Source organism: Flavobacterium phragmitis (assembly GCF_900112575.1).
Lineage (GTDB): Bacteria > Bacteroidota > Bacteroidia > Flavobacteriales > Flavobacteriaceae > Flavobacterium > Flavobacterium phragmitis.
The window spans coordinates 20,153-32,836 of sequence record NZ_FOMH01000019.1; the positions used below are offsets into that span (position 1 = coordinate 20,153).

Annotated in this window: 13 protein-coding genes; 7 read left to right on the forward strand and 6 right to left on the reverse strand. The window is 32.5% G+C overall.

The features are described 5' to 3' along the window. Positions 1–31: 31 nt before the first annotated feature. The 6 genes from BM289_RS24220 to rpsA all read left to right on the forward strand — a co-directional run bounded on the left by BM289_RS24220 (position 32) and on the right by rpsA (position 5,791). Positions 32–640, forward strand: coding sequence for a murein L,D-transpeptidase catalytic domain-containing protein (locus tag BM289_RS24220; RefSeq protein ID WP_091498843.1), 609 nt, complete (start codon positions 32–34; stop codon positions 638–640). A 42-nt stretch (positions 641–682) separates the two neighbouring features. Then, positions 683–1,375 (forward strand): (d)CMP kinase, encoded by a 693-nt coding sequence (gene cmk / locus BM289_RS24225; RefSeq protein WP_091498847.1) that lies wholly within the window; start codon positions 683–685, stop codon positions 1,373–1,375. 68 nt (positions 1,376–1,443) lie between these two features. After that, positions 1,444–2,820 (forward strand): nucleoside permease, encoded by a 1,377-nt coding sequence (locus tag BM289_RS24230; RefSeq protein ID WP_091498850.1) that lies wholly within the window; start codon positions 1,444–1,446, stop codon positions 2,818–2,820. A gap of 122 nt (positions 2,821–2,942) precedes the next feature. Next, on the forward strand, positions 2,943–3,281 hold the full coding sequence (locus BM289_RS24235) for a type II toxin-antitoxin system RelE/ParE family toxin (RefSeq protein ID WP_091498853.1): 339 nt from the start codon (positions 2,943–2,945) through the stop codon (positions 3,279–3,281). Between the two features lie 2 nt (positions 3,282–3,283). Further along, positions 3,284–3,610, forward strand: a complete 327-nt coding sequence (locus BM289_RS24240; protein ID WP_091498856.1) for a helix-turn-helix domain-containing protein — start codon at positions 3,284–3,286, stop codon at positions 3,608–3,610. A gap of 405 nt (positions 3,611–4,015) precedes the next feature. Next, the gene (rpsA, locus tag BM289_RS24245) at positions 4,016–5,791 is read left to right on the forward strand and encodes a 30S ribosomal protein S1 (RefSeq protein WP_012024823.1); all 1,776 of its coding nucleotides are present in this window, start codon (positions 4,016–4,018) and stop codon (positions 5,789–5,791) included. 95 nt (positions 5,792–5,886) lie between these two features. Here the strand turns inward: rpsA and BM289_RS24250 are convergent, their stop codons facing one another. Together BM289_RS24250 and BM289_RS24255 are read right to left on the reverse strand one after the other, a co-directional pair. Continuing rightward, positions 5,887–6,408: an ExbD/TolR family protein gene (locus tag BM289_RS24250; protein ID WP_091498859.1), complete on the reverse strand. Its 522-nt coding sequence runs from the start codon at positions 6,406–6,408 to the stop codon at positions 5,887–5,889. 30 nt (positions 6,409–6,438) lie between these two features. Continuing rightward, positions 6,439–6,972, reverse strand: coding sequence for an ExbD/TolR family protein (locus BM289_RS24255; RefSeq protein ID WP_091498861.1), 534 nt, complete (start codon positions 6,970–6,972; stop codon positions 6,439–6,441). 211 nt (positions 6,973–7,183) lie between these two features. Here BM289_RS24255 and BM289_RS24260 point away from each other — a divergent pair, with 211 nt between their 5' ends. Beyond that, the gene (locus BM289_RS24260) at positions 7,184–7,738 is read left to right on the forward strand and encodes a fasciclin domain-containing protein (protein WP_091498864.1); all 555 of its coding nucleotides are present in this window, start codon (positions 7,184–7,186) and stop codon (positions 7,736–7,738) included. A 429-nt stretch (positions 7,739–8,167) separates the two neighbouring features. Here the strand turns inward: BM289_RS24260 and BM289_RS24270 are convergent, their stop codons facing one another. The 4 genes from BM289_RS24270 to BM289_RS24285 all read right to left on the reverse strand — a co-directional run bounded on the left by BM289_RS24270 (position 8,168) and on the right by BM289_RS24285 (position 12,681). After that, positions 8,168–9,013 carry an EamA family transporter gene (locus tag BM289_RS24270; RefSeq protein WP_091498868.1) on the reverse strand — a complete coding sequence of 282 codons (846 nt, stop codon included), beginning with the start codon at positions 9,011–9,013 and terminating at the stop codon, positions 8,168–8,170. A gap of 54 nt (positions 9,014–9,067) precedes the next feature. Beyond that, the gene (locus tag BM289_RS24275) at positions 9,068–9,211 is read right to left on the reverse strand and encodes an SsrA-binding protein (protein ID WP_091498870.1); all 144 of its coding nucleotides are present in this window, start codon (positions 9,209–9,211) and stop codon (positions 9,068–9,070) included. Positions 9,212–9,293: 82 nt separating this feature from the next. Further along, on the reverse strand, positions 9,294–10,727 hold the full coding sequence (locus tag BM289_RS24280) for a serine hydrolase (RefSeq protein ID WP_091498871.1): 1,434 nt from the start codon (positions 10,725–10,727) through the stop codon (positions 9,294–9,296). A gap of 88 nt (positions 10,728–10,815) precedes the next feature. Continuing rightward, positions 10,816–12,681: a M56 family metallopeptidase gene (locus BM289_RS24285; RefSeq protein ID WP_091498873.1), complete on the reverse strand. Its 1,866-nt coding sequence runs from the start codon at positions 12,679–12,681 to the stop codon at positions 10,816–10,818. Positions 12,682–12,684: the final 3 nt, after the last annotated feature.

Sequence of the window (12,684 nt, forward strand, 5' to 3'; positions counted from 1 at the left end):
TAAATTATTCAGCAGTTTTTTCAAATTTCAAATGAAAAAAATATTACTTATTTGCTTTTTTATTGTTGCAGCTTTTGCTGTATACTTTTTTATTGATAATGAACAAAACATTGCCTTTCTTTCCTCTGAAGAATCAGAAAGAGTTGAATCTCAAGTTTCAGAAATCAAAAGAATTACGGAAAGTGATTCAAAATACAATAAAGAGATTGCTTTTTTGATTGACATGAAAATTCCATCAGGCAAAAATCGATTTTTTGTTTATGATTTGAAAACAAAAAAAATACTAGATCAAGGTTTGGTTGCTCATGGTTCTGGTTCGGAAACAGGAATCAAAGGAAAATTAAAATTCAGCAACATACCGAATTCATTTAGTACTTCATTAGGCCGATATTCAATAGGAAATCATTATATGGGAAAGTTTGGAAAAGCGTACAAACTTTATGGATTAGATGAAACAAACAATAATGCTTTTAAAAGAGATATTGTTTTTCATTACTATTATGATGTTCCGTATAAAGAGAAAGATGGCTACATTTGCAATAGCCAAGGCTGTCCCATGGTAAATAAAAAATATTTTGACAGACTGGCAAAAATTATTGATAGTTCTGAATCAGAAATTGTAATGAGTATTTATTATTAGAATTTTGGAACTTTAAAAGAATAAACATTTAAAAATAAAGAATTGAAAAAGATCACTATTGCTATCGACGGATTTTCATCAACAGGTAAAAGTACCTTAGCAAAACAATTGGCAAAAAAATTGGAGTATGTATATGTAGACACTGGAGCTATGTATAGAGCGGTAGCTTTTTTTGCTATGCAGCATAATTTAATTGGGACTGATTTTTTTGATAAAGAATCATTGGTTGATGCATTACCTATAATTCAATTAGAGTTTAAGTTTAATGCAGAGTTAGGTTTTGCTGAAATGTATTTGAATGGTGAAAATGTAGAAAAACAAATTAGAACAATTGAAGTTTCTAATTTTGTAAGCAGAGTTGCAGCTGTTTCGGAAGTTCGTTCAAAATTAGTTGAACAGCAACAGGAAATGGGTAAAAATAAAGGCATCGTTATGGATGGAAGAGATATTGGTACTGTTGTTTTTCCTGATGCCGAACTTAAAATATTTATGACAGCCAGTGCTGAAACCCGTGCGCAGAGACGTTTTGATGAATTACAGGCAAAAGGAGATAACGTAACCTATGAAGAAGTTCTTAAAAATGTTGTTGAGAGAGATAATTTAGATACCAGCAGAGAAGATTCGCCTTTGGTGATTGCAGATGATGCTATTGAGATAGATAATTCTTACTTAAATAAAGAAGAGCAGTTTGATGCTGTTTTAGAATTAGTGAATGATGTTGTTAAAACAGCATAATTTTTTGCAGATATTATTTTTAATGGTAGTTTTACCGCTTCATTTTTACTAAAGACAAATTATACTATATGGGTATTAAAAACAGATTGATTTTAATGAGCTTTCTACAATTTTTTGTTTGGGGAGCTTGGCTTATAACAATTGGAAATTATTGGTTTGGTACAAAAAACTGGGAAGGAACTCAATTCGGACTGGTTTTTGGAACCATGGGAATCGCTTCTCTTTTTATGCCTACACTAACAGGTATTATTGCTGACAGATGGATTAACGCTGAAAAATTGTATGGAGTCCTTCATATCCTTTATGCAGTTGTTTTGTTTGGAATAGCTCAAGTTTCAACTCCTGATACTTTTATTATAGTAATGCTTTTGGCGATGTGCTGTTATATGCCGACAATCGCTTTAAGTAATTCTATTTCTTATACTTCGCTTAAATTAAACAATAAAAATATTGTAAAAGACTTTCCGCCAATCCGTGTTTGGGGAACAATTGGTTTTATTGTGGCTATGTGGATTACTAATCTAAGTGGCAGTAAAGCAACCGAATATCAGTTTTATATTGCAGGAGCAGGCGCTTTAATTTTAGGTTTATACGCTTTTACATTGCCAAAATGTGAACCACAACGTTTAATTAAGGAAAATGCAACTTGGATTGAAACTTTTGGTTTAGAATCGTTTAAGCTTTTTGCTAACTACAAAATGGCTTTGTTTTTTGTTTTTTCTATGTTTTTAGGAGGAGCGCTTCAATTAACAAATGCTTATGGAGATGTGTTTTTGGATGAATTTAAACATTTTCCTAAATATGCAGATTCTTTTGTAATTCAATATTCGACTATTATTATGTCGATTTCTCAGGTTTCTGAAACATTGTTTATTCTTGCAATTCCATTTTTCTTAAGACGTTTCGGAATCAAACAAGTTATGCTGATCAGTATGCTGGCTTGGGTTTTACGTTTCGGATTATTTGCTTTTGGAGATCCTGTAAATGGTTTATGGATGATTGTTCTTTCTTGTGTCGTTTACGGAATGGCATTTGATTTCTTTAATATTTCGGGTTCTTTATTTGTAGAAAGTAATACAGATTCTAAAATTCGTTCTTCTGCGCAAGGTTTGTTTATGATGATGACCAATGGAGTAGGAGCGGTCTTAGGAAGCTTGACTTCTGGCTGGGCAATTGATCGTTTCTTTACAAAGTCATTCAATACAAGCGCTGAATTAGCAGGGTTCTTGCAAACAGATGCGGCTAATTCTAAAATGCTTGAATTTGTAAAAAGCCAAGGAAATTCAGTTTCTGCTGAAGGAGCTTTTACAAATCCAGTTTTAATGAAAGACTGGCATACAATCTGGCTTTCGTTTGCACTTTATGCTTTGGTGATTGCAATTGCTTTTGCTGTTTTGTTTAAACACAAACATGATCCTAAAGAGATTGAGAATTTGAATCATTAAAATAATATTTGATCTTTTTCGACGTTAAGAAGTTGAAGAAGTAAAATAAGTTAAAATTAAAAAAATACCACAAAGTTTCTATTTATAGAAACTTTGTGGTATTTTTGTTATGTATAAATTTAATGAAATATTTTGAAACTAAATTTTTAGAAGAAGCGCGGGAATTTATATTAAAATTGGATGCAAAGATTAGCGCGAAAATTTTATATAATATTGATTTAGCAGAAAAGAAACAAGATCCTAGATTATTTAAGAAGCTTAGTGATGACATTTGGGAATTTAGAATTAGATATGCGAGAGCTCAAATTCGACTTTTAGCATTTTGGGACAAAACTAATAACAAGAAAACTTTGGTTATTGCAACTCATGGTCTTATAAAAAAGGTCGATAAAGTGGCTGGAAGTGAAATTGAAAAAGCTAATAAAATTACAATGAAATATTTTGAAAATAAAATAGATTAGTTATGGCAAAGAAAGAAATAAAGATGTATTCGCTTTCTGAAATGAAAGATGAAGTTATTGGGGAAATTGGAACTCCTGAAAGAGATCAATATGAATATGAACTTAATATGGAGTTATTAGGAAGAATGATTAAAACTGCTAGAAAAGAAAGAAATCTGACGCAAAACCAATTAGGTGAATTAGTTGGTGTAAAAAAATCACAAATCTCAAAACTGGAAAGTAGTGCCAATAGCGCAACGATAGATACGGTTATAAAAGTTTTTAAAGCATTAAAAGCAGAAATAAGTTTTAATGTAAAAATTGAAAATCAAAGTTTGCAGGTGTCATAAAATATTTGCTAAAATTTAAAGCTTTGAAAAAGATAGTTACACATAGTAAACCCGACAGGTTTTCAAAACCTGTCGGGTTTCGTTATTAATGTTCTCATGAAAACAAAAACTTCTCATCTAGCCCCGATAGAAGTGGAAATCCTTTTGTACCGAGGTTCGGTACAAAAGATTGCAGCGGATAGCGGGACTAAACGTCTTAAAAACCATAAATCTTCTGCTTCTTAACAAAATGACTGATAATCAATGTTGAAATATTTTGTAAGTCCAAATATTTGTAGTAATTTTGCAAACCTTTTGGCAGAGAAGAGTTTCCTTTAGGTATCAACCATTTATGTAAAACAACTTCTGTATTTTCTATCGCATGGAGAAACTCGAGAAAAACAGAATACAAATTTTTTTATCAGCATGTCTGAACAAACAAAATCACAAGAAGAGTTTTTAGCAAATTTTAACTGGCACAACTTCCAAGAAGGAATCGATGCAGTAGATGAAAAAAACTTACAAGAGTTTGAGGAACTAGTATCAAAAACTTTCATCGCTACAGATCAAGAAGAAGTAGTTGAAGGAGTTGTAGTTAGAATTACAGATAGAGACGTTATCGTTGATATCAATGCTAAATCTGAAGGTGTTATTTCTTTAAACGAATTTCGTTACAACCCAAACTTAAAAGTAGGTGACAAAGTAGAAGTATTAATCGACATCCGTGAGGATAAAACAGGTCAATTAGTATTATCTCACAGAAAAGCACGTACTATCAAATCTTGGGATAGAGTTATTGCAGCTAATGAAACTGGAGAAATCGTTAACGGTTTTGTTAAATGTAGAACTAAAGGAGGTATGATTGTTGACGTATTCGGTATCGAAGCGTTCTTACCTGGATCTCAAATTGACGTTAAGCCAATTAGAGACTACGATGTATATGTAAACAAAATGATGGAATTCAAAGTGGTAAAAATCAACCACGAATTCAAAAACGTAGTTGTATCTCATAAAGCTCTTATCGAGGCTGATATTGAAGTACAGAAAAAAGAGATCATCGGTCAATTACAAAAAGGACAAGTATTAGAAGGTGTTGTTAAAAACATTACTTCTTATGGTGTGTTCATTGACTTAGGTGGTGTTGACGGATTAATTCACATTACTGACCTTTCTTGGAGCAGAATCAACCACCCAAGTGAAGTTCTTGAATTAGACCAAAAATTAAACGTTGTAATTCTTGATTTCGATGATGAGAAAACAAGAATTCAATTAGGATTGAAACAATTAAACGCTCACCCATGGGATGCTTTAGATGCTAACTTAACTGTTGGTGATAAAGTTAAAGGTAAAGTAGTTGTAATCGCTGATTACGGTGCATTTATCGAAGTTGCTGAAGGTGTTGAAGGTTTAATCCACGTTTCTGAAATGTCATGGTCAACTCACTTACGTTCTGCTCAGGACTTCGTGAAAGTTGGAGATGTTGTTGAAGCAGTTATCTTAACTCTTGACAGAGAAGATCGTAAGATGTCATTAGGTATCAAACAATTGACTCAAGATCCATGGACTGACATTACTTCTAAATACCCAGTAGGTTCTAAACATACAGGTATCGTTAGAAACTTTACAAACTTTGGTATTTTCGTAGAATTAGAAGAAGGAATTGATGGATTAATCTACATCTCTGACTTATCTTGGACTAAGAAAATCAAACACCCATCTGAGTTTGTAAACGTTGGTGAAAAACTTGATGTTGTAGTATTAGAATTAGATGTTGAAGGACGTAAATTATCTTTAGGTCACAAACAAACTACTGCTAATCCTTGGGATCAATACGAAGATTCTTTCGCTGTAGGAACTATCCACAACGGTGAGATTTCTGAAATCGTTGACAAAGGAGCTACTGTAGAATTCGGAGATGATATCGTTGCTTTCATTCCTACTCGTCACCTTGAAAAAGAAGACGGAAAGAAATTGAAAAAAGGTGATACAGCTGATTTCAAAGTAATCGAGTTCAACAAAGAATTCAAAAGAGTAGTTGCTTCTCACACTGCTATCTTCAGAGAAGAAGAAGAGAAAAACGTGAAAGCTGCTGCTGAAACTACTGCATCTGCATCTACAAACGCACCAGCTGCGACTTTAGGTGATAACAATGATGTATTAGCTGCTTTAAAAGCTAAAATGGAAAAAACTGAGAAAAAATAATTCTTATCTTTTTTATACATAGAAAGTCCTGCAGAAATGCAGGACTTTTTTGTTTTACACTTTTATTTAAACTGTTATTTCAACAAAGTATAGTTTTATTTTAAAGCAAGTAACTTTGTTTCTTCTGGAGTAAATTCAGGAACGATAGCATAAGAATCAATATTTGCTATTTCTAATTCGTCAAGTATATCTACAAGATTTCCGTAATTGGATTTTTTTGTTGGTTTTATAATAACCGAAATGCTTCTTCCGGGTTTTCCTAGTCGTTCGGCATATTTTAATGATGTATTGTTATAAGCTGCTATTTTTTTACGGATACCTTCTTTTCCATATTCAGTTGTCTGAGGTTTTACTTTGGGAACTGCCAAAAGTCCTACGTAATAAATCAATTTGTTATTCGGTCCAAGTATAATTGTTAATGTTCTATTTTCTCCATAATGTTGAACAGGACAGTCGCAACAATCACTACCTGCACTTAAATCTAAAATCTTAGGCTTCGATAATTCACCAACTAACATAAAAAATATAATCAGCAGAAAAGAAACACTGACCATAGCAGTTAAATCAACTCTAGAATGCAGTTTTTTGCTTCTGACTTTTTGAGGTAGATTTTTCATGATTTTTACGTTTTGGTTACTTGATAAATACTAATTGGATGCTAATAGCTTTGTCTCTTCAGGAGAAAATTCATCTATAACTGCATAAGTATCAATTTTGGCTAATCTTAATTCTTCTAATACATCTATTAAATTTCCGTAATTACTCTTATTGGATGGTTTTATAAAAACAATTGCTCCACGATTCGGCCTACCTATAGCCGCAGAATATTCAAGAATTTTTTTATTGACAAAATTTAAATCTGTTCGAAATCCATTTTTACTGTAATTGGTCTCTTTTGGCTCTTGAATAGGATAATATAATGAACCAGCATATGTTACTATTTTATTATTTTCCCCTAGTAGAACAGTATAAAGCCTATTTCCATTGTAGCAACCAAACGAATAATCACCTAAGCATGTTGGATATTTATCAGGTAAACTCAAATCCATACCTTTTGGTTTTGATAATTCTCCAACTAACATAAAAAATATAATCAGCAGAAAAGAAACACTGACCATAGCGGTTAAATCAACTCTCGAATGTAGTTTTTTGCTTCTTACTTTTTGAGGTAGGTTTTTCATGATGTATGGTTTTAGATTAGAAGTTGATAATAAAAATAATGATTTTTTTAAGTGTTTTTATAGTTTTAATAAAAAATATTAGAATGTTCCAGGACTTGTAATTGCTGATGATTTAAAGTTTTTGTAATGATTTATAGTATTAAATTTCGTTTTACTGAAAACCAAAAGAGATATAACAGCGTAAATGAGGATATAACTTAAAACGATATTTATGAAAACTAGAAAATTTTTAGCCACAGCTATTTTAGCTTTAACATTTGGATTTGCATCATTTGCTCAAAAAACAGTAATGGTTGGTGGAGCGGCCATGTATCCAAATAAAAATATTATTGAAAACGCAGTCAATTCAAAAGATCATACGACTCTTGTTGCCGCAGTAAAAGCAGCAGACTTAGTAGAAACGTTAAAAGGAAAAGGTCCTTTTACAGTCTTTGCTCCAACAAACGAAGCCTTTGACAAATTGCCAAAAGGAACAGTTGAAACACTGTTAAAACCTGAAAATAAAAAAATGCTTCAAAACATTTTAACGTATCACGTAGTTGCTGGCAAATGGAGTGCCGCAGATATTGCAAAAGCTATAAAAGCAGGAAAAGGCAAGGCGACTATAAAAGCTGTAAATGGCGGTACTTTAACAGCTTGGATGGAAGGCAAGGATTTGTATATCACTGATGAAAAAGGTGGAAAGTCAAAAGTAACAATTGCCGATGTAAATCAGTCAAATGGTGTTATTCATGTAGTTAATGCGGTGTTATTGCCTAAGAAATAAGTATTACCAAAAACAAAACTAACACTTGTAAAAGCTCAGGATTCTTTCTGAGCTTTTTTATTAAAATTTATTTTTAAGATATATAGGATTGAAAGACTGTTGATTAAAAACAAAAAGATATAAGCAGTACCGTCAGTTGTAGTCGCATTTATTAAAAAAAGTAAGTCAATTGTGCCTATTAGAGTTACCAGACCATATTTGATTTGATCGTGTACCGCAATATATTTTTTAGTAAAAAGATAAAAAACACTACTAAAGAGAAAAATAATAATCTGAACTGAAAGCACGAAAATACTAATAATTGTGACTTCTCGAATGTTTAAGTATTCAATAGATACAAACCAAAAGATCATCCAAATTAGAGTTGCAGTCAGGAATATACCGTTGACAATTTTAATATATTTAAGAAAATCCTTATTCATTATATCTTTATCTTTTAGCTGTCAAAGTGCTTCCTGTAGATGCAATTACTACGCAAAGAACAGCTAAAATCTCGTAAATATTTAGTTTTTCTTGTAGAAATATAAAAGCACAAATAGAAGCGGCAGCGGGTTCCAAACTCATCAAAATGCTGAAAGTTCGTGGGGGAAGTTGTCCCAAAGCTTTCATTTCTAAAGTAAAAGGAATCGCACTGGATAAAAGTGCCAAAGCAACTCCCATTCCGAAAAACTTAGGCGTTAAATTTGCTAATCCGTTTTCTAGAAATCCGAATGGTAAAATTAAAATTGCAGCAAACAGCATTCCGGTTGAAACGGCCTGACCTCCATTCATTATTTTGGATATTTTACCTCCTAAAACTATATACGCTGTCCAGAATGCTCCAGCCAAAAGAGCAAACAGAATTCCCAAAGAGTCTAATCTGTCATTTGTCCATGGAGCAATCAATAATATCCCAATTGCGGCGAGAAGAACCCAGCAATAATCAATTAAGCGTTTGGAGCCTGCAATTGCTAATAATAATGGACCAACAAATTCGAGTGTAACAGCCAGTCCAATTGGAATTCTTTCGATGGCAAAATAAAATATCAAATTCATGGCACCTAAAGATAGACCGTACGGAATTACGATTTTCCATTGTGGAGGAGTAATTGTCTTTAAATTTGGTCTATACGCCAACAATAAAATTAAAGCTGAAATTCCTATACGAAGCGATGCTGTACCTGCTGCTCCAATTGCAGGAAATAATGTTTTAGCAATTGCTGCGCCACATTGAACACTAATAATTGCAAGTAATACAGCAGGAACGGGAGGGAGGTTTATTTCTCTATTTCTCATAAATCATTGGCAGAAAAGAAACGATTTCTGCTTAATAAACTAAAAGTATCTGTATTAATTGCCTAACGCACGTTTGGTCACGAAAGCGCGGTATCCAATAATTGCCATCTGCCATTTTTTTGCTTTAGCAATGTCTAATCCTTGTTTGGTAAAACTAGGCAATAGTATTTTATTGAGCTTGGCTAGGAATTTATACATAGTAGATTTGTTTCGGCAAAGATATAAAAAAAAAGACTTTGTGTTTGAAACAAAGTCATTTGAGGTATGCATTAGAGAAAATTTAAATTTTAAGAATCAAGTTTTGGTGACCTTCGGTTTCTCTATTGATAGCATTTTTTGGAGCTTCCATCCATCCCGTTTTGTTAATTACAAACTTGAATAAATGTGTCTTATCCTTTTCTAATTTAGATTTAGGAATTGTCAATTCGAAAGTATTTTTGTTTTTCCTTGTCATTTGGAAATTTTCGTCATTCGGATTCCAATTGTCGAATGAACCTGCAATTGAAACACTTTTTACTAGGTCAGAATTTAATGCTTTGTCGTGTTCATAAGTAAAAACAACATTATCACCAATTAGTTTGTAACCATAAACACCAGATTGTTTTTTATTTTCACTTAATAGATCACTTGATAATCTCATAACGGCTTCTCCTAAAGCATTTGCAGTATTTTCATCGCTTATATTTACGATAATAGACAATCCTAATTGTCGTTCAGGATAAATGATTAACATATTCTGAGTTCCAAATGCACCGCCGTGCTTCCAACAGTTTTTTCCATTTTCATCAACTTGAATATAATCCCAAAAATATCCGTTCCATGTAGTTGAGCTGTTTAGCAGATTTCGCTGTGATTCTTGAACAATTTTATTCTTTGTATTCAATTCATAAGCAATGAATTTAGTCAAATCATTTAAAGTAGATTTTAATCTTCCCGCTGCACCCCAAAGATTGTCTGAAATTCTAGGCATTAAAACACCTTTTAGATTATAGCCATTTGCAACAGCAACTCCTGGATTTAGATTTATTCCAGTTGATTTCATATCTAATTTAGAGATTATGTTTTCTTTTAAAAGTGTTTCATAACTTTTTTGATAGACATTTTCTAATATGTGAGCCGTCAAATTGAGACTTCCGTTACTGTATTTAAATTTTGTTCCGGGTAGTGTATCTAATTTTATGGTTTTAAGATCCTCAAAGAAATTTTCACGAGTATAAGATTCATCCATTTTCTTAAAAGCCAAATAACTGCTGTCGTTTCTGTTTTTTCTTAATTCGGCAGTGTCCGGAAGATCTTTGTCAAAACCTGTTTTGAAAGAGACTAAATCTTTAATTGTTATTGGCGTTCCATTATATTGCAGATTAGGATAAGTACCAGTAATATATTTTCTGATATCATCGTCAGGATTTAGTTTTCCTTCTAATACGGCTTGAGCAGTAAGCAGTCCTGTAAATAATTTAGTGATTGAAGCTACTTCAAAGACAGTATTGTTTGTGGCTGGATTTTCTTTTTCTTTATCTATTTCGCCATAATGACGCGTATAAGTTTTTCCGTTTTTTACAACTCCAATAGAAACTGAATTTGCTTTTGATTTATTCATTAAAAGCGAAGCCGTTTTGTCCATTGAGACGAAAATATCTTTTTCGACTTTTTTTTGTTGTGCTACAATTGAAAAGCTAAATAGTAGAAAAAAGATTGATAGTTTTTTCTTCATTTTTCACGATTTAAACATTAAAAAAAGTTTCTTATATAGAAAAACCAGTGTTTTATGACACTGGTTTTATTAATTGTGAATATGGATGTTAAGCTTTTTTATTCTCTTTTTCCATTACTTTCATATTTTTCTCATGCTGTTTCATATCCTTTGCATGTTGCTTCATATCTTTAGCATGCTGTTTCATGTTTTTTTCATGTTGCTTCATGTCAAGCTCATACTGTTTCATGTCTTGCTCATATTGTTTCATATCTCTTTCGTAAATGCCGGCATCGTCCCCAAAGTTAAACTTGAAATTATAATTGAATTTCTCCATTTTTTCGTTGTACTTTTCCATTGCAAGTTCGTACTTCTCCATTTCTTTTTCGAAGATTGCCTCGCGTTTAGACATGATTTCGCTGACAGCATCGCCATAAGCAGACATTGCGTCTAGGTTTGGCTGAAAATTTTCCATTTTCTTTTCAAATTCCTCCATCTCTTTTTCAAACTTCTTCATAGCTACTTTGTCCATTGGATTCTTAGGAGCGACAGGTGGTTTCGGCATTTTAGACATGTCAACTGCTGGAGCAGGAGGCATTGGTCCAGAAGGGAAAGTAGGTGGCGTTGGCGGAGTAGGAGGCGTAACCTCTGAATCCCCCATATTACGAACAATAACTCTTTCATTTCTTACCATCATTGGTGTCTTGAAATTTTTATCAGTATTGATTACAATAGCTTTTGTTCCGTTTTCATCCGTTCCAATGGCAAGCTCACAGTCTTTAATTGCTTTATTGCCATCAATTTTAATGGTTTGTTTTTTTCCAGAATCAGATTTTGTCTGGATTTGAATAGCAGTTAATTCTTTTTCAGAGTTTCTCTTTACATCAGATACTTCAAGGTCAAGATTATGATCTGCTTTTAATTTTGTTTTTAGCGCTTGTAATTCTTGATCAGTGGTGTTTTTGGTAATTTTAATTACTTCTTGTGCATCTTTAACTGTATCTTTTTGAACAACAGCTAAATCTTGTTTTTTCTCCTGTGCAATTGTTTTTATCTGAAATAAAAGAATAAAGGCACCAAGAGCGGGAACTACAGCATAATACTTCCAGTAATTTCTTTTCTTTGATTGATTTTTGTTTAACATGACAATTCGTTTTTTGATTAATGATTGATAAAAATGATTGGTGATTGCAACACATGTTTCATGCGTTGTGATTTTTAAAAGGGTGTATTGATAGGCTTTTTTGTCCGATATTTTTTTGGAAGCTTCATTGTCAGCAATAAATTCGAGATTTTGAAGAATTGCTTTTTTATAAAGCCAAACAATAGGATTGAACCAAAATAGGATACAGAAGACTCTCGAAATCAAAACATCTATGGTATGTTTTTGGTCGCTGTGTACTTTTTCGTGTTCCAAAATATTTTCTAATTCCGCAGAAGTGTAAAGTGATGAGTTGTACACTATATAATCGAAATAAGAAAACGGCGCTATATTTTCATTTACATCTATAAATTTAAAATCTTCCTGCTGTTTGATTTTTTTTCCTTTTAAAACAGAGTTTAAACTGTAAAAATCAAGTAGAAATTTTAGCATAAAAGCACTAAAACCAATGCCATAAACAGCGATTAAAACCAAATTCCAATTGATTTCGAAACCTTTTTCTTCTTCTTCTATTACATTTGAAATAGGTTGAGGCTCATATTGAGCTGTTTCTGTAGTACTAACAGGAATAGTAACAGGAGCAGAGGCAACGGCTGTTTTTACTACAATTGGTTCGACAACTGGTGCTGGCTGAATCCAGATTACCTTTGTATACACTACAAAAGGTAGTACGACTGAAGTGATTAAACCCGCAATTAGAAACCAACGACTGCTGTTAAAGAAAGTTTCTTTGCGTAATAAAATGATGTAAGCAAAATAAAACATTGCCAACAATCCGCTTGATTTTAGGATAAAAATGAAAAGTGCTTCCATAGT